Here is a 13,931-nt window from a genome sequence, read left to right as displayed (position 1 = left end):
AGTATGGGTCCCCGCCTGCGCGGGGACGACGTCGATTTTCAGCGCAGGCCGAGCAGCGCGAGGACGCGATCCCGGCTGACGCCGACGAGCGCCGACGTCAGGGCGATCAGCGACTCGTAGTCCGTGCTGGCGGCGACCTTGCCGAAGTCGTCGATCGCGATCGTCATGTCGGGCGGCGGCGTCGCGGCATCCGACACCTGGGCGCTGGCAGCCTGCAGGGCGGCGCTGGCGGCGGCCTGCGAACGGTGCACGCGTTCCAGCGCCTGCACCACTTCGCGCAGGCTCTGGCGCAGCGCGTCGGCATTGCCGGTCTCCGTGCCCACGTTCCACAGCTGGGGTGCCAGGTTCGCCGGCAGTTCTTCGGTGGTCACGCGGCCGCGGCCGCTCACGGCGATGCTGTCCTTGACGGACGACCAGTTCGATTCCGGCGTCGAGAACACGAGTTCCCCGTTCTCGTCCAGGCTCGCGTGCACGCCCATCGGGGCGAGGGCGCGGTCGAGGGCGCGGGCGACTTCCTGGTTCGACTGGTCCGGCTCGATGTTGACGCCCATCTGCGGGCCGCCGGCGCTGCCGACCGAGAACGAGATGTTCAGCGGCGCGCTCTGCTTGATGCTGGCGATGTCGAGACCGCGGATACGGAAGCGCTGCGTGGCCGGCTTCGTCGAATAATTCAGGTTGTTGTCGACGCTGCCGCCGCCGGTCTTCTTGCGCTCGGCCAGCGTTTGCGCAAGCTGGCGCGCGTGGACTTCGAGCTGCAGGCGCGAACCGTTGCGGGTGCCGGCCAGCTTGGCCGTCAGCTCGCCCTTCAGCGCCTCGAGCTGGTTCGACACGCGTTCGAGGTAGTCGAGCGCCTGCTGGGCGCCCGCCACCTGGTCCTGCAGGCCGCTGGCGATCTTCGCCGCGCTGCCGTTGGCGCGCAGCGGCGCCGCGGATGCGGCGGAGGCCGCCGTCGTGGCGGCCGCGGCGTCGTCGACCGACCCGCTCGAGCGGGTCGGAACGAGGCGGGACGAGGCATTCGCCCGGGTGCCGAGTGTGCCGCCGGTTCCGCCGGCGGTCGTGGTTCGTAATGTGGTATCCATCGCCGTCAGAGCACCGAGAACAGGGACAGGGTGCCGATCTTGCTGTAGGCCTTGTAGCTGGCCTGGAGTGCCGTCTGGTAGCCGTTCAGCTCGATGGCCGCGGTACCGACGTCGAGCTGGCCGATGTCGAGGATCGCCGTCTGGTTCGACAGACTGACGTTCTCGTGGTTGGCGTCGATCGTCTTGAGGACGTTCTGCTGGCCGCCGATGACGGCGACCTTGCCGGTAACGAGATTCAGCGCATCGTCGAAGCCGTCCAGGTTGGCCTTCAGGATGGTGCGCACGGCGGGGTCGTTGGCGTTGACCGTGCTGCCCGACAGCGTGCTGATCGTCTGGTCGAGCTGGTTCAGCAGTTTTTCCAGCCCGCTGATGTTCTGGTTCGCCACCTGGGTGATGCCGTTGCCCACCACCACCAGCTGGTCATTCGTGTTACCCGCATAGCTGTAGCGCGAACCGAGCGGGGCGGATGCATTGTAGGTGATCGGGGCCGTGCCGGTCTCGGTGCCGGAAAATACGTAGCGGCCTTCCTGGTCGACCGTGTTGGCCGAGTACATCAGGCTGTCGCGCAACGAGGTCAGCGGGCTGACCATGGCGTTCAAGTCCTGCGGGGTGTTCGAACCGTTCAGTGCCCACACGAGCAGGTCGCGGCCCGGGCCCATGTCGTTGACCATGTTCTGCAGGTAGCCTTCGTTCTTCGTGAGCCGTTCGTTGATCGCGGCGATGTTGTTGCGGTACTGCTTGATGCCGGCTTCTTCGCGCTTGAGGCGCGACAGGCGCACGCTGTCGACCGGATCGTCCGACGGCAGCTGGATGCGATTGCCGTTGGCCATCTGCTGCGTCACGTAGGTGATGCTCTCCTGGTTCAGCTCGAGCGACTGGGTCATCATCGCCTGGTATTGACTGGTGGCGATACGCATGCTTTTCTCCTTTAGCCCATCATCTGCAAGGTGGCGTCGAACAGCGCGTTCGCGACGGACATCACCTTCATATTGGCCTGGTACATGTTCTGGTATTCGACGAGATGCACGGCTTCCTCGTCCTGGTTCACGCCGCTCGTCGACTGCCAGTCCGCGACGGCCTGGTCGCGCATCGTCTGCGCGGTCTTGAGAGCCCCCTTGTTCTGCTGGCTGTCGACGGCGAGGCGGCCGACGAGCTGGGTGTCGGCGTCGCTGATGAGCACCGTGCCGATCTTCGCCATCGTGATCGTCTGGCTCTTGATGGCGACCAGTTGTTGCAGGTTGCCGGTGTCGCCCGGCTTGCCGTCGCCGGAAAATGCGAGGTCGGACGTCTGGTAGCCGTCCGCCACCTGCAGCATGTTCGACGTGCTGCCCGGGTTGTACACGAACAGCGGCTTGCCGGCCGAGCCGTCCATCGCATACCCGGCCTTGAGCTGGGTATTGACCTTGTCGGCGATCTGCTGCGCCATCTCGGCCACGCCCTGCTGCAGCGGCAGCAGCGTGTCCTGTTCATAGACCGACAGGCCGCCCAGCTGGCCGCCGGCCTTCGTCGTGTCGAGGTCGAACGTCGTGCCGGCGAACGTCAGGCTGAAGGTCTGCGCGGCGCCGCCGCTGACCGACAGCTTGCCGGGGACGCCGCCCAAAACCAGCGACTGGCCGGTCTTGAGCGACACGTTGCGGGTGCCGTCCGGCTGGTCGCTGACTTCCAGGCCCATCTGGCCCGCCAGGCTGTCGATGGCCTGGTCGCGCGCGTCGATCAGGGCCGACGGATTGCTGCCGGTGGCATTCGCGTTCGCGATCTGGGCGTTCAGCGACGCGATCGACGCGATCGTCGTGTTGGCCGAGTCGACCAACGCGCTGCGCTGCTGGCGCACCGATTGCAACTGGGCGTTGTAGACGTTATTCATGCTGTTGAAGCGCTGGGCCAGCAGGCCGGCGGCGGTCACCACCTGCTGGCGCAGCGGGGTCGACGTCGGGTCGACGCCGGCCACCGAGTTCAATGCCGCGAAGAAGCCGTCGACGCCGCTCGACAGGCTGGCGGTGTCGTCGCCCATCACCTTTTCCAGCTGGGTCAGATAGGGCTGAGTCTGCGAATGCGCGCCCAGGTCCGACGCGCTGCGCCACATCTGCTGCGTCTTGTAGCTGTCGGAGAACCGCATCAGCTCGGTCACGCGCACACCGTTGCCGGCCTGGCTCGAACCGGCCGCCGGCGCGACCGCGCTCAGCAGGGCCGACTGGCGGGTGTAACCCTTGGTCTGCAGGTTGGCGATGTTCTGGCTGCTGGCGGACAGGGCCAGTTGCGAAGCGACTGCTCCGGACAGGGCGTTGTTCAGGATGCTCATGGGGCGTAGCCTTCTTGTGCGTGATCAGTAATGACAGGCGACCGTTCAGCTCGTTTTATTAAGCGGCGCGGGCAAGATCTGCCGCAAAATCGCATCGGCGACGCCGAAGGCACGCTGTTGCGCCATGTTACCGGCCAACATGTTGTCCACCATGTCGGTCATGTCCTGGTTGACTTTGTCCTTCGTCGGGCTGTCGTCCGGCGCGATGGCGCGCGTGGTCTCGCGCATCTGGTGCAGCATGTGCGAGATGAAGAAGCTCTCGAATTCGACGGCGGCCTTGGTCGCTTTGGCAACGTAGGCCTTGTCCAGCGCGGCGGGCGCCACCTTCTCTTCGCCCGTGGCCTGGTCCGGCTGTTCCGGACCGATTGCGTTGACGTTGTTCAGCATCAGATCACCACCAGTTCGCCTTCGATCGCGCCGGCCTGGTCGAGGGCTTGCAGGATCGCCATGATGTCGTCGGGAGACGCGCCGAGGCTGTTGACCGTGTCGATGATGGTCTGCAGGCGGGCGCCGGCCGGCCAGTGGAACATCTGGCCCGAGCCCTGGTCGACGGACACCTTCGATTGCGGCGTGACCTGCGTCTGGCCTTTCGAGAACGGTCCCGGCTGGCTGACCGCCGAGCTTTCCGAGATCACGACCTTGAGCGAGCCGTGGGTCACGGCGGCCGATTTCACGCGCAGGCCGTCGGAAATCACGACGGTGCCCGTGCGCGAGTTGAACACGACGCGCGGCACTTCCTCGCCGGCTTCCACCGCCATGTTTTCCAGCTTGGCGACGAAGGCGACGCGTTCGGTCGGATTCGTCGGCGCCACGACCTCGACGCTGGTGCCGTCGGCGGTGGTCGCGACCTGGCCGAAGCGGCGGTTGATCGCGTTCACGACATTGGTCGCGGTGTCGAAGTTCGGGTGCCGCAGGCGCAGCAGCACGGCCGGGCGGGTGGCGAAATCGGTCGCGATCTCGCGCTCGATCATCGCGCCGTTCGGGATGCGGCCGCTGGTCGGCGTGTTGACCGTCACCGACGAGCCGCTCTTGCCGGCCGCCGACAGGCCGCCGACGACGAGGTTGCCCTGGGCCAGCGCATAGACGTCGTTGTCGGCCGCGCGCAGCTGGGTCAGCAGCAGGGTCCCGCCGCGCAGGCTTTTCGCGTCGCCCAGCGACGAGACGGTCACGTCGATCTGCTGCCCGCGGCGGTAGCCGGGTGGGAACACGGCCGAGACCATGACGGCGGCGACGTTCTTGTTCTTCGCTTCCTCGCCTTCCGGCAGCTTGACGCCGAACTGCTTGAGCATGTTGACGACCGACTGGCTCGAGTACTTCACCTGGGTGGAGTCGCCGCTGCCGTTCAGGCCGACGACGAGGCCGTAGCCCACCAGCGGGTTTTCGCGCACGCCTTCCACGCTGGCGAGGTTGCGCAGCGGCTGGGTGCGCGCGAGGATGGCCATGTCGGGACCGGCGGACGCGGTCTTCACGGCGGGGGCGGCCAGGGCCGGCAGCGCCAGCACCGCGGCCAGGACCAGGGAAGCGAAACGTAAGGTGCGGGTCATGACGTCCTCAGAAGGGCATGAACGGACCGGTGAAGAACCGGGTCAGCCAGCCGGGGGTATTGGCGTCGGCCAGGGAGCCCTGGCCGGAATAGGCGATGCGGGCATTGGCCACGCGCAGCGACGACACCTGGTTCTCGTTGTCGATGTCGGCGGCGCGCAGGTAACCCTTGATGCGCACGTATTCCTCGCCCTGGTTCAGCTGCAGGCGCTTTTCGCCGGCCACGCGCAGCAGGCCGTTCGGCAGCACTTCCTGCACGAGCACGGTGATCGCGCCGGTCAGCGCGTTCTGCTGGGTGCTGGTGGCGTCGCCGTTGAAGCTGCGGTCGCCGGCGATCTCGAGGCCGGTGCGGCCGAAGGTCTTGCCGAGCGCGCTGATCGGCGTCACGGAGGCGGAGGAACCCTTGCTGAAGCTGGTCCCGGCCTTCTTGCTGGCCTGGGTCGTTTCCTGCAGCAGGACGGTGACGACGTCGCCCACGCGGAACGCGCGCGCGTCCGAGGTCAGCGAGACGGTATCGGCGCTGAACACGCCGCCCCCGACGCCGGCGCGCGCCGCCTGCGCTTTCGGCAGGGCGAGGGCGTCGTCCACGGGGGCAGGGTTGTTCAGGGGGACGCGCGAGGCGCATCCGGTCAGCACGAGGCTGGCCGCCATCCCGGCGGCGAGGGCGAAGCGTTTCATGGTCAGCGGGACGCCTGGGACAGGTATTGCAGCATGTTGTCGGCGGCCGACAACACCTTGGTGTTCATTTCATAGGTGCGCTGGGCGGCGATCATGTCGACCATCTCTTCGACGACCTGCACGTTCGACCCTTCCAGTGCTCCCTGCTTGATCTTGCCGAAGGCGCCGTCGCCGGCGCGGCCTTCGTTCGGCGTGCCGCTGGCGGTCGTTTCCTGGAACAGGTTGTCGCCCAGGGCCAGCAGGCCGGCCGGGTTGACGAAGGTCGTCAGCGTGAGCTGGCCCAGTTCCGTCGGGGCGATGTTGCCCGGAACGGTCGCGCTGACCATGCCGTTCTCGCCGATCGTGATCGCGGTCGCGTTGTTCGGGACCGTGATCTGCGGCACCAGGGGCAGGCCCTGGGCGTTGACCAGCACGCCGTTCGAATCGACCTGCAGCTGGCCGGCGCGGGTGAACGCCGGCTGGCCGTCCGGGCGGCGCACCTGCAGGAAGCCGTTGCCGTTGATGGCCACGTCGAGCGGCTGGCTCGTCGTCTGGATGCTGCCGTTGGTGAACACCTTCTGCGTGCCGACGATGTTCACGCCGTTGCCGAGCTGGACGCCGTTGCTGACCGTGTTGTCGGCCGTCTGGGCGCCCGGCTGCTTGTCGACCTGGTAGAACAGGTCTTCGAACACGACGCGGTCGCGCTTGAAGCCGACCGTGTTCACGTTGGCCAGGTTGTTGGCGATGGCTTGCAGTTTCGCATCCTGCGCCTGCACACCGGTCTTGCTGATCCACATTGCTGGATTCATGGTTTCTCTCTCTTCTGATTCGGTTGGGGACGCGCGTTCAGCCTGCGATCAATTTGTTGCCGACTTCGTTCATGCCGTCGCTGGCCTTGAACAGGCGCATCTGCACCTCGAAGCTGCGGTTCAGGCTCATGGTGGCGACCATTTCCTCGACGGCCGAGACATTGCTGCCTTCGAGCGCGCCCGGGCGGACCTTGACGTCCGGATCGGCCGGCAGCTGGGCGCCGTCGCGCGTCACGATCAGGCCCGCCTCGTTCTTCGTCAATTCGGCGCCGGTGGCGTTCACGAGGCGCAGCTTGTCGACGACCTGCATCTGCGTGGCGCCTTCGGTCAGCACGGAAATCGTGCCGTCCTTGCCGATTTCGACCGCGGTGTGCGGCGGCAGGACGATGGGGCCGCCTTCGCCCATCAGCGCATGGCCGTGGACCGACAGCGCGCCGTCGGGACCGATGTCGATCTCGCCGGAGCGGGTATAGGCTTCGCTGTCGCCATACTGCACGGCGAGATAGCCCTGGCCGCCGATCGCGACGTCGAGCGGACGGCCCGTTTCGCGGACCGTGCCGGCACGGGTCGAGACCATGTCGGCCTGCATCGACGACATATGCCGGTCGTCGTAGCCGAAACCGCCCAGCTGCTGGTTGGTCGCCACTTCCATGCTGGCCCGGAAGCCCGCGGTGTCCAGGTTCGCCAGGTTGTTGGCGTGGACCTGTTGGGCGCGCATCAGGCGCTCGGCGCCGGAAACGGCGGTGAAGATCAGTTTATCCATGGGGCGTCAGTCTTACAGGGCCTGCATCAGGGCCTGCATCATCTGGTTCTCGGTGGTCAGGACCTTCGAGTTGGCCTGGTAGTTGCGCTGCGACGTCATCAGGCCGACGAGTTCCGACGTGATGTCGACGTTCGAGCCTTCCAGTGCGCCGGTCGCCAGTTTGCCGGCCAGACCCACGCCCGGGGAGCTGTACAGGGCGGCGCCGGACGCGGAGTTGGCCACCCAGCTGGTATCGCTGATGGACGACAGCGCGCCTTCGTTGGCGAAGGTGGCGACGGCGACGGTGCCGACCACCTGCGACTGGTCGTTGCTGTACTTGGCCACGAGCGAGCCGTCGGCCGCCATTTCCACGCCCACGAACGTACCCGACGCATAGCCGTCGCTGCGGTTGGTGGTGGTGGTGGCTTCGCCGGCGAAACGGGTCGTGCCCGTGTAGTCGATGGTGACGTTGCCGGCCGCGGCGCCGCCCGCCGCCGTGATGGCGACCGAGTTGCCGGTGGTGGTCTTCAGCGCGCCGGTGGCGTCGAACGTCAGCACGGCGGGCGTCGTGCCCGGCGTGGCGCCGTCCAGCGAATAGAACGCGTTGACGGTGTTGGCGTCCTTCTTGACGAAGTATTGCGACAGGGTGTGCTGCGTGCCCAGCGAGTCGTACACGATCGACTGCTTGACCATGTTGTACGAGGTGTTCTTGGTCGGGTCGAACGGGGTGACGGTCGGCACGGTCCAGTCGGCCGACAGGTTGCCGGTGTAGGCGATGCCGGTCGTCGCGACGGCCGGGATCTGGCCGGTCGGGATCTGCACGTCGCCCATCGCACCCAGCGTGCCGTTCTTGGACGGACCGTAGCCCTGCACCTTGTTGCCGTTGCTGTCGATCAGCATGCCGGTCGAGTCGGTCGAGAAGATGCCCACGCGCGAATACTGCGTCGTGCCCTGGGCGTTGACGCTGACGAAGAAGCCGCGGCCGTCGATGGCGGCGTCGAGGCCGCGGCCGGTGGTCTGGGTGCTGCCGTTCGTGCTGATGTTCTGCGTGACCGAACCGATTTCCACGCCGTTGGGGCGGCTGCCGGCCATGACGGACGCGAAGTTGGCGCGGCTGCCCTTGAAGCCGTAGGTGGCCGCGTTGGCGATGTTGTTCGAAACGGTGTTCAGTTGCTCGTTGATGGCCTGGATGCCGGACAGTGCGATGTCGAAGCTCATGTCGATTCCTTAAATGCGTTGCGGTAGAGGGTGGGCGCCGTTCAGGAGCCCGTCTTGCCGTTGAAACCCGTGACGGCCGAGGGATCCACCTCGCCGATGTTGGCCACCTGGAGCACGACGCTGGTGCCGTTCACGCGCACGCTGTTCAGGCGCGCCGCCACTTCGATCGTCGGGGCGCTGCCGTCCGATGGCTTGGCCTGGATCTTGTACGTGCCGGGCGCCAGGCCAAGGGCGTCCGGATCGATCGTGAACGACTGGGCGCCGGAACCCGGGCCCAGGTCGATCGCATGCTGCTGGCCGTCGCCACCGGTCAGGACCAGGCTCGTGCCGGCCGAGAGACCGTTCAGCTGTACGGTGCCGTTCACCTTGCTGCCGTCGAGCCTGACGGTGTCCGTCGCGACCGTGACCTCGGAACCCACCTGGCCGCCCATCGCGAGCGTCTGCAGGCTTTGCAGGACGGATGCGCTGGCGGTCGTCGTCTGCGACAGGTTCTGCAATGCCTCGGTCTGCGACAGCTGCGACAGCTGGTTGACGTACTGGGTCGGATCCTGCGGCGACAGCGGGTCCTGGTTCTGGATCTGCGCCACCAGCAGCTTGGTGAACATGTCCTTGTTGGCGTCGGTCGGCGCCTGCGTTGCGATCTTGTTGCTGCCCGTATTCGACGTGCTGCCGAACTGGGTGTTGGTGGCGTGATTGGTGGTCACCATGTTCAGGATTCTCCCAGCTTGAGCAGCGACTGCTGCATGGATTTGATGCGTCCGAGGACTTCGACGTTGGTTTCGAAGGCGCGGCTGGCGGACATCATGTCGGCCATCTCGGACACTTCGTTGACATTCGTGTAATAGACCATGCCGTCGGCATCGGCCTTCGGGTTGCCCGGCTCGTGCACGCGGCGCAGCGGCTCGGCGCTCTCGACCACGTCGAGCACCTGCACGCCCGCGCTGGCGTCGTTGCCCATGACGGCCGCGAAGACCGGCTTGCGGGCGCGGTACGCTTCCGCTTCGGAGCCGGCCGCGACGTCGGCGTTGGCCAGGTTGCTGGCAATCGTGTTCAGGCGCACCGACTGCGCCGCCATCGCCGAACCGGCGATCTGGGAAATGTCCTTGAAGCCCATTGTTGACCTGTTATTGACCGTTGATGGCTTTTGCCAGACCGCGCAACTGCATGTTGATGAAGGTGAGGCTGGTATTGAAATCGGAAGAGTTCTGGCCGAACGCGGCCTGCTCGACGCCGATCTCGACGGTGTTGCCGTCGGCGCTCGGGTGGTAGGGCACGCGGTACAGGGGCTGGTCGTCGCTCAGGCTGAGCTCGCCGTTCTCGGTGTCGATACGATCCTGCAACATGGCGCCAAAGTCGATGTCACGGGCGGTGTAGCCGGGCGTGCTCTCGTTGGCAATGTTCGCCGCCAGCACCTTGGTGCGCTCGGCGCGCAGTTCCAGCGCGTCGGCATGCACACCCAGTGCATCTTTGAAATTAATCGTCATGTCGGGAACTCCTGTCGGTTGAACTTCGGATGATTGGTTAGAATCAGATTTTTTCCGCAGCCACTATTCTCTAATGATTGCTTTCTGTAAGGCAACCCTTGCCGCTTTATCACTGATGCTGTTTTCTGCGTTCGCGCAAGCGGCGACGCCGTCGATTCCCATGCAAATCGAGCAATCGGCCCGTGCCGAACTGGAAAGACAGATGGCCGCGTCCGGCCTGACCGAACCGCAATTCGAGATTGCCGTCGTGACCGCGCGGCCGGCGCCGCCGTGCAGCCAGCAAGTGGCCGTGGAACCGCTCGATACCCGCTTTCCCCAGAGGATGCGCTTCTTGGCGCGCTGTCCGGACACGCCCGGATGGCGGTACGAGTACGTCGTCCGCGCGCGCGTGACGGCCATGGTCGCGATCGCGGCGGCGCCGGTGGCGGCCAACGAAGCGTTGACTGACACACAAGTTACGATCGAGCGGCGTGATATTTCCAACATTGCCGATCCGATCAGTAATCCAGCCGATGCGGTCGGACAAATGTCTCGTCGCATGTTGCATCCAGGAGACATTTTGCGCAGCGGCCAGCTCAGCAGCCCCGTCCTGGTGAAGCGCGGCGATGCCGTCATGATGATCGCGCGGCGCGAAGGTATCGAAGTCAGCATGGCCGGAGAAGCACTGGATGCGGGCGGAAAGGGTGCCGTCGTGCGCGTGCGCAACGCCGGCAGCGGGCAGGTCGTGCGCATGCGCGTCGCCGGACCCGGCACGGTTGAGCCGATCGACATGGCGATCAGCCGCTGATGTTCTGCAATTTGCCGGCCAGGCGCGACAGCTTGGCCGCATAGGCGGGATCGGTGGCATAGCCGCCCTTGGCAAGGCCGGCGGCAAAGGCCCGGGCGTCGGTGCCGGCGCCGAGTGCGCCGTGGAAGCGTGGGTTGTCGATCAGCATCTGCGCATAATCGCGGAAGGCGCTGGCCTGGTCCGGGTAGGCGCGGAACTTCGCGTTCGTCTTGATGGCGGCCCCGCCGACGTATTCGGTGGTGGCGGACTGCGCGACATCGCCTTTCCAGCTGGCGCCGGCCTTGATGCCGAACAGGTTATAGGATGAACTGCCGTCCGTATTGCGCAGCGGACGCTGGCCCCAGCCGGATTCCAGTGCGGCGTGCGCGGAGACGAGCTCCGGCGCCACGCCCAGCTTGTCGGCCGCTTCTTTCGCCCACGGCGCGATGCTTTCCAGGAAAGCCTGCTGGTCGGGCGACGCGTCGGTATCGCCGCCCATCAGGGCCGCCGTTGCGCCCTGGCTGCGTGCGGCCCACATGCGGCCCTCCGCGCTGAGCTGGGCGCTCGGCGCGAAATCGCCGCCGCCGTTCTGGATGAAGTCGGTGACTTCGCCCTGCACCTCGTTGAAGATGCCGCCGAACTTCCCGCCGCCGTTGCCGATCGGCGAGGTGGGCGCGGTGGCCGCAGTCGGGGTCAACGAGGGGATCGACGTCGTGAATTCAGCGTGGCGCATAGGTATCGTCTTCGCCGTGCAGCAGGCGTTGCATGATCGTAAATTGTTCAGCCATCAGGTTGCCGTTGCGCGTCGTCGCCTGCTTGCAGTCGCGCACGAGCGTCTCGAGCTGTTCCCAGTCGGCCTGGCCGCGCGTGCGCTGCGGCGCCGGCAGGCTGCCGAACAGGTCGTCCATCGTCGCTTGCTGGCCCAGCAGGGCGCGCACGAGCTGCACGCGCTGCTGGCGGCGCTGTTCCATCGCGTCCAGTTCGGGCGTGAGGGCCTCGGCCAGCAGCGCCAGCTCGGTGGCGCGGTGGCGCATGGCGGCCTGGAATTGACGTTCCAGCAGGTCGCGGATCGTGCCGCAGGCGGTCATGTCGGCCTGGACACCGTCCAGCAGGCGCGCGACGGCCTGGTCGCGGGTCATGCGGCTCATGGGGTCAAGCCTTGCTGCCGTGGAAGCGCTGGATCAGGCCGGCCAGGCGGCCCGCGTCGAACGGCAGTTCGCCCTTGGCCAGCGCGTCGCGCAGCTCGGCCACGCGGGCGGCGTCGAAGTCGGGCAGGGCGCCAAGCGCTTTCTGGGCCGGCTGCAGCACGGCGGATTCGAGGGCGTCGTTGCCCGCCGGGGCGGCAACCGGGGCGGCCGCCGGCGCGGCGGCTGCGCCGCCCGCCTGCGGGGCGATCGAGACGGAAGGCGAAGAGGCGCTGGAAATCTTCATGCGTGGTCCTCGGGTTTTCGATTGAATCGTCATGGTTTCTTTACCATCTGGCTGCGCAGGTCCTTCAGCGCCGGATCGTCCGTTTTGGACGTGGACGCGTCGGAGGTCAGGGCTTCGGTATCCGCCGGAGTGCCGAACATGGTCTTGATGGCAGCCGCTTGCTTGCTGGTCAGGATTAACAATTCGATACGGCGGTTGGTCGAGGCATCCGGATGGGCCGCGTCGATCGGGGCGCGGTCGGCCATGCCGACCAGTTGCAGGATGCTGTCGCTGCGCATGCCGCCGATGAGCAGTTCGGACCGCGCAGCCAGAGCGCGGTTGACCGACAGGCTCCAGTTGGAATAGCTGGTCGGTCCGGCCTTAGTGTACTGCAAGGAGTCCGTGTGGCCTACGATCAACATCTGATTTTCCATCTTTTCGAACAGCGGTGCCATCGCACGCAACAGTTTTGCGAATTTGGCGGTCGGCAGCGGGCTGCCGCGCACGAACATGCCCTGGCGGTCGGTGTCGTGCAACATCACGCGCAGGCCGTCCGGCGTGATCACGGCGGCAAGGTTCGATGCGAGGCCGGCGTCCACGCTCATCTGCTCGAGCCGGTGCGCCAGCGCGGCCAGTTCGGACGGCGATTCGTACTTCGTGCGGACCGTATCGGTATTCGCCTTGGCGCCCGCGGCCGGGCCTTCGGCGCCGCCGTTGCTCTTCGGGAGCTGGAAGCGTTCGATCAGGCTGCCGGCGGGGCTCGACTTGACTTCCGGCTTGCCGCCCGTGCCTTCGAGCAGGCCGCTGGCCGTGTTGTCGCGCACGATGTTCTTGGTTTGCTGGGCTTCGCGCGCGGCGATCAGCCACAGCACGAGGAACAGCGCCATCAGCGCCATGCAGAAGTCGGCGAACGCGACCTTCCACGCGCCGCCGTGTTCGTCGTCGTGATGCTTGCCGCCGCCACGCTTGACGATGGTCGCTTCGTGCTTGTCGGCGGCGGCTTTCTTGGTAGCTTGCACTTATCGCTCCAGATCAGGCCTTGCGCCTGGCGCCGGCGTCCTCGCCGTCGGCCATCGCGTTGATCCACGCTTCGAGCTGGGCGAAGCTGGGTTTGGTGTTCAGCTGGATCAGGCGGCGGCCCGCGTCGATCGCCAGCAGGGGCGGCTTGCCGGCGACGTGGGTGCACAGCACGACCTTCACGGTTTCCATGGTCGACGCTTCGGAATTGACCAGCTGTTTCATCATGCCGGAGATCGGATCGAGCACGCCGTAGCAAAAGAAGATGCCGATGAACGTGCCGACCATCGCGGCGCCGACGTGTTCGGCGATCTCGGCGGTGTCGGCCCCTTCGCCGACCGAGTTCATCGTGATCACGATGCCCAGCACGGCGGCCAGGATGCCGAAGCCCGGCATGGCCTCGGCGATCTTGTGCAGCGATTTCGACGGCTGGGTCAGTTCGTCGTGGATGGCCTCGAGTTCCTGTTCGAGCACGCCTTCCAGTTCATGGGCGTTGATCTTGCCCATTGCCATCAGGCGGAAGTTGTCGACGATGAACGCCAGCAGCTTCGGTTCTTCGAGGATCCGCGGATAGCGCTGGAACATCGGGCTGTCCTTCGGCGCCTCGACGTGGGCGTCGAGCGCCTTCAGGCCGCCCGCGGCCGTCTGCAGCAGTTCGTACATCAGCAGCAGGAGCTGGCGCTGGAATTCGGAGTCGTGCTTGTGCTTGCTCGCGACCTTCCTGACCTGGGAAAACAGTTCGGCCAGCACGTGCTTGGGGTTACCCAGCACGAGTGCGCCGACGGCGGCGCCACAGATGACGAGCATCTCGGTCGGTTGCCAGATGGCGAGGGCGCTGCCGCCCATCATGAGGTAGCCGCCGAACACGGCACCGAGCACGATGAGAATGCCAAGGATTTGCATGATTG

Annotated in this window: 18 protein-coding genes; 1 reads left to right on the top strand and 17 read right to left on the bottom strand. The window is 66.3% G+C overall.

Features of this window, described 5'->3' with window-relative positions:
- Positions 1-38: 38 nt before the first annotated feature.
- From QPK29_RS23600 to flgB, 12 genes are read right to left on the bottom strand one after another with little or no spacing between them, the layout of a single operon-like run.
- Positions 39-1,079 (bottom strand): hypothetical protein, encoded by a 1,041-nt coding sequence (locus QPK29_RS23600; RefSeq protein ID WP_371768563.1) that lies wholly within the window; start codon positions 1,077-1,079, stop codon positions 39-41.
- 5 nt (positions 1,080-1,084) lie between these two features.
- Entirely contained in the window at positions 1,085-1,996 is a 912-nt protein-coding gene (flgL, locus tag QPK29_RS23595; RefSeq protein WP_056123365.1) for a flagellar hook-associated protein FlgL, read from the bottom strand.
- A gap of 11 nt (positions 1,997-2,007) precedes the next feature.
- On the bottom strand, positions 2,008-3,378 hold the full coding sequence (gene flgK, locus QPK29_RS23590; protein ID WP_371768562.1) for a flagellar hook-associated protein FlgK: 1,371 nt from the start codon (positions 3,376-3,378) through the stop codon (positions 2,008-2,010).
- 45 nt (positions 3,379-3,423) lie between these two features.
- Positions 3,424-3,765 carry a rod-binding protein gene (locus QPK29_RS23585; protein WP_371768561.1) on the bottom strand — a complete coding sequence of 114 codons (342 nt, stop codon included), beginning with the start codon at positions 3,763-3,765 and terminating at the stop codon, positions 3,424-3,426.
- Entirely contained in the window at positions 3,765-4,922 is a 1,158-nt protein-coding gene (locus QPK29_RS23580) for a flagellar basal body P-ring protein FlgI (RefSeq protein ID WP_056123374.1), read from the bottom strand. The genes QPK29_RS23585 and QPK29_RS23580 overlap by 1 nt, the downstream gene beginning before the upstream one ends.
- Positions 4,923-4,929: 7 nt before the next feature.
- Positions 4,930-5,598 (bottom strand): flagellar basal body L-ring protein FlgH, encoded by a 669-nt coding sequence (flgH, locus tag QPK29_RS23575; RefSeq protein WP_056123377.1) that lies wholly within the window; start codon positions 5,596-5,598, stop codon positions 4,930-4,932.
- A 2-nt stretch (positions 5,599-5,600) separates the two neighbouring features.
- Positions 5,601-6,386 carry a flagellar basal-body rod protein FlgG gene (gene flgG / locus QPK29_RS23570; protein ID WP_200948751.1) on the bottom strand — a complete coding sequence of 262 codons (786 nt, stop codon included), beginning with the start codon at positions 6,384-6,386 and terminating at the stop codon, positions 5,601-5,603.
- 37 nt (positions 6,387-6,423) lie between these two features.
- Entirely contained in the window at positions 6,424-7,149 is a 726-nt protein-coding gene (locus QPK29_RS23565; protein WP_056123383.1) for a flagellar basal body rod protein FlgF, read from the bottom strand.
- A 12-nt stretch (positions 7,150-7,161) separates the two neighbouring features.
- A complete protein-coding gene (locus QPK29_RS23560; protein WP_371768560.1) occupies positions 7,162-8,346 on the bottom strand; it encodes a flagellar hook protein FlgE in 1,185 nt (394 codons plus the stop codon).
- Between the two features lie 41 nt (positions 8,347-8,387).
- Positions 8,388-9,053, bottom strand: coding sequence for a flagellar hook capping FlgD N-terminal domain-containing protein (locus QPK29_RS23555; protein ID WP_371768559.1), 666 nt, complete (start codon positions 9,051-9,053; stop codon positions 8,388-8,390).
- 2 nt (positions 9,054-9,055) lie between these two features.
- Positions 9,056-9,460, bottom strand: coding sequence for a flagellar basal body rod protein FlgC (gene flgC / locus QPK29_RS23550; RefSeq protein WP_056123391.1), 405 nt, complete (start codon positions 9,458-9,460; stop codon positions 9,056-9,058).
- 10 nt (positions 9,461-9,470) lie between these two features.
- Positions 9,471-9,830, bottom strand: coding sequence for a flagellar basal body rod protein FlgB (gene flgB, locus QPK29_RS23545; RefSeq protein ID WP_056123393.1), 360 nt, complete (start codon positions 9,828-9,830; stop codon positions 9,471-9,473).
- A 73-nt stretch (positions 9,831-9,903) separates the two neighbouring features.
- Here flgB and flgA point away from each other — a divergent pair, with 73 nt between their 5' ends.
- Complete coding sequence (gene flgA, locus QPK29_RS23540) at positions 9,904-10,617, top strand: flagellar basal body P-ring formation chaperone FlgA (protein ID WP_371768558.1); 714 nt, start codon at positions 9,904-9,906, stop codon at positions 10,615-10,617.
- On the opposite strand, the gene QPK29_RS23535 is transcribed toward flgA, so the two are convergent.
- From QPK29_RS23535 to motA, 5 genes are read right to left on the bottom strand one after another with little or no spacing between them, the layout of a single operon-like run.
- Complete coding sequence (locus QPK29_RS23535) at positions 10,607-11,329, bottom strand: glycoside hydrolase family 73 protein (protein WP_371768557.1); 723 nt, start codon at positions 11,327-11,329, stop codon at positions 10,607-10,609. The two genes, flgA and QPK29_RS23535, sit on opposite strands and share 11 nt — an antisense overlap.
- Positions 11,316-11,744, bottom strand: a complete 429-nt coding sequence (flgN, locus tag QPK29_RS23530; RefSeq protein WP_056123397.1) for a flagellar export chaperone FlgN — start codon at positions 11,742-11,744, stop codon at positions 11,316-11,318. The genes QPK29_RS23535 and flgN overlap by 14 nt, the downstream gene beginning before the upstream one ends.
- A 4-nt stretch (positions 11,745-11,748) precedes the next feature.
- The gene (gene flgM / locus QPK29_RS23525) at positions 11,749-12,027 is read right to left on the bottom strand and encodes a flagellar biosynthesis anti-sigma factor FlgM (RefSeq protein WP_371763703.1); all 279 of its coding nucleotides are present in this window, start codon (positions 12,025-12,027) and stop codon (positions 11,749-11,751) included.
- A gap of 29 nt (positions 12,028-12,056) precedes the next feature.
- Positions 12,057-13,025, bottom strand: coding sequence for a flagellar motor protein MotB (locus QPK29_RS23520; RefSeq protein ID WP_371768556.1), 969 nt, complete (start codon positions 13,023-13,025; stop codon positions 12,057-12,059).
- Between the two features lie 13 nt (positions 13,026-13,038).
- A complete protein-coding gene (gene motA, locus QPK29_RS23515) occupies positions 13,039-13,929 on the bottom strand; it encodes a flagellar motor stator protein MotA (RefSeq protein WP_056123405.1) in 891 nt (296 codons plus the stop codon).
- Positions 13,930-13,931: the final 2 nt, after the last annotated feature.

Source organism: Massilia orientalis, from assembly GCF_030411975.2.
GTDB lineage: Bacteria > Pseudomonadota > Gammaproteobacteria > Burkholderiales > Burkholderiaceae_D > Telluria > Telluria orientalis.
The sequence above is the reverse complement of the archived record's forward strand: the minus strand, read 5'-3'. Positions and strand labels throughout refer to the sequence as shown.

What these genes read in the sequence shown, in the direction of transcription:
- QPK29_RS23600 (WP_371768563.1), bottom strand. Translation starts at nt 1,079, where the DNA reads ATGGATACCACATTACGAACCACGACCGCCGGCGGAACCGGCGGCACA.
- flgL (WP_056123365.1), bottom strand. Translation starts at nt 1,996, where the DNA reads ATGCGTATCGCCACCAGTCAATACCAGGCGATGATGACCCAGTCGCTC.
- flgK (WP_371768562.1), bottom strand. Translation starts at nt 3,378, where the DNA reads ATGAGCATCCTGAACAACGCCCTGTCCGGAGCAGTCGCTTCGCAACTG.
- QPK29_RS23585 (WP_371768561.1), bottom strand. Translation starts at nt 3,765, where the DNA reads ATGCTGAACAACGTCAACGCAATCGGTCCGGAACAGCCGGACCAGGCC.
- QPK29_RS23580 (WP_056123374.1), bottom strand. Translation starts at nt 4,922, where the DNA reads ATGACCCGCACCTTACGTTTCGCTTCCCTGGTCCTGGCCGCGGTGCTG.
- flgH (WP_056123377.1), bottom strand. Translation starts at nt 5,598, where the DNA reads ATGAAACGCTTCGCCCTCGCCGCCGGGATGGCGGCCAGCCTCGTGCTG.
- flgG (WP_200948751.1), bottom strand. Translation starts at nt 6,386, where the DNA reads ATGAATCCAGCAATGTGGATCAGCAAGACCGGTGTGCAGGCGCAGGAT.
- QPK29_RS23565 (WP_056123383.1), bottom strand. Translation starts at nt 7,149, where the DNA reads ATGGATAAACTGATCTTCACCGCCGTTTCCGGCGCCGAGCGCCTGATG.
- QPK29_RS23560 (WP_371768560.1), bottom strand. Translation starts at nt 8,346, where the DNA reads ATGAGCTTCGACATCGCACTGTCCGGCATCCAGGCCATCAACGAGCAA.
- QPK29_RS23555 (WP_371768559.1), bottom strand. Translation starts at nt 9,053, where the DNA reads ATGGTGACCACCAATCACGCCACCAACACCCAGTTCGGCAGCACGTCG.
- flgC (WP_056123391.1), bottom strand. Translation starts at nt 9,460, where the DNA reads ATGGGCTTCAAGGACATTTCCCAGATCGCCGGTTCGGCGATGGCGGCG.
- flgB (WP_056123393.1), bottom strand. Translation starts at nt 9,830, where the DNA reads ATGACGATTAATTTCAAAGATGCACTGGGTGTGCATGCCGACGCGCTG.
- flgA (WP_371768558.1), top strand. Translation starts at nt 9,904, where the DNA reads ATGATTGCTTTCTGTAAGGCAACCCTTGCCGCTTTATCACTGATGCTG.
- QPK29_RS23535 (WP_371768557.1), bottom strand. Translation starts at nt 11,329, where the DNA reads ATGCGCCACGCTGAATTCACGACGTCGATCCCCTCGTTGACCCCGACT.
- flgN (WP_056123397.1), bottom strand. Translation starts at nt 11,744, where the DNA reads ATGAGCCGCATGACCCGCGACCAGGCCGTCGCGCGCCTGCTGGACGGT.
- flgM (WP_371763703.1), bottom strand. Translation starts at nt 12,027, where the DNA reads ATGAAGATTTCCAGCGCCTCTTCGCCTTCCGTCTCGATCGCCCCGCAG.